Origin of the sequence: Moorena sp. SIO2C4 (assembly GCF_010672485.1) — a bacterium.
GTDB classification, from domain to species: Bacteria; Cyanobacteriota; Cyanobacteriia; order Cyanobacteriales; family Coleofasciculaceae; genus Moorena; species Moorena producens.
The window spans coordinates 1-1,101 of record NZ_JAAHGN010001561.1; the positions used below are offsets into that span (position 1 = coordinate 1).

A 1,101-nucleotide genomic window follows, 5' to 3' on the forward strand; every position below is an offset into this window, starting at 1 on the left:
TTATGCGGATCAGGGGGGTTAGGTAACAGGATTTGGGAAATGTCGTTGTCAGTCAATGGTTGGTGAGCACTCAATCGCTAAAAACCTGCACCGGTTCTAGGGAGCGAACCTATAAGTCATAGCTTATAACGACTGATGCCCGATGCTGAATTTATTATTATTTTTGATTTAGGGAAGCCGATGGAACCAGACTCTGAAGACTCTTAGGGATTTGGGTGATTCGTGATTCCATAGCGCTGCACCCAAGTAAGAATTAAGCTATCAGCAGACAGCTGATAGCTTAATTCTTACTAATTTACGACAAAAATTTCAAGCCTAAAAACAAAGCAGCAATTGTTCCAGAAACACAAATTTCTCCTTGTTCAATTTTTTTCATAACCTCGTCTACAGGTACCAAAAAAATTTCAACCTCTTCGGTAATATCTAGATTTTGAGTACCCGATGGTTGAGCTTCTTGCGCCATAATTAAATTAATTTTATTGGTATCTTTTACCGGATTATCATATAAAGTTGCTAAGGAAACCATATGCTCGGAAACATAACCAGTCTCTTCTTCTAATTCCCTAGCAGCTGCTTTTATACTATCTTCTTCCATTGAGTTGAAACCACCCCCAGGGAGTTCCAATAAAATTTCTCCCACTCCATGGCGATATTGACGGACAAAAACAACATTGCGATCGCATGTAATTGCCATGATCAGCACAATATCCGGTCTAACATTAATGAAGTAGTCATCAACAACTTGACCACTGGGTAATTCCACTTCATCTTGCCTGACTCGACACCATTGGTTGTCAAAAACCAACTTTGATTTAAGGGTTTTCCATGGCTTTATTGAAATCATTAAATTACTGAATAATTACAAAACTATAAGTTAAAGTATGAAGGATAAAGGTTTAAGGTTACCGGTTGATTTAGAGGTTTAAGGTTACAGGTTGAAGGTTGAAGGTTGAAGGTTACAGGTTGAAGGTTACAGGTTGTAGGTTGTAGGTTATAGGTTACACCTTATAGGCGGCAGATGATCGGGCACACCTATTCCTCACCATCGTCCTAGTAGAGTATAACCTTGGCCAATAGGCCACGCTACGCGAACAAGCTACA

1 protein-coding gene is annotated in these 1,101 nt (G+C 39.5%); it reads right to left on the minus strand.

Translation table 11 applies throughout. From position 1 onward, the window contains the following. Window positions 1-295 precede the first annotated feature (295 nt). Window positions 296-844 carry an NUDIX hydrolase gene (locus F6K20_RS39500; RefSeq protein ID WP_008187228.1) on the minus strand — a complete coding sequence of 183 codons (549 nt, stop codon included), beginning with the start codon at window positions 842-844 and terminating at the stop codon, window positions 296-298. Between the last annotated feature and the right edge of the window lie 257 nt (window positions 845-1,101).

What these genes read in the sequence shown, in the direction of transcription:
- F6K20_RS39500 (WP_008187228.1), bottom strand. Translation starts at nt 844, where the DNA reads ATGATTTCAATAAAGCCATGGAAAACCCTTAAATCAAAGTTGGTTTTT.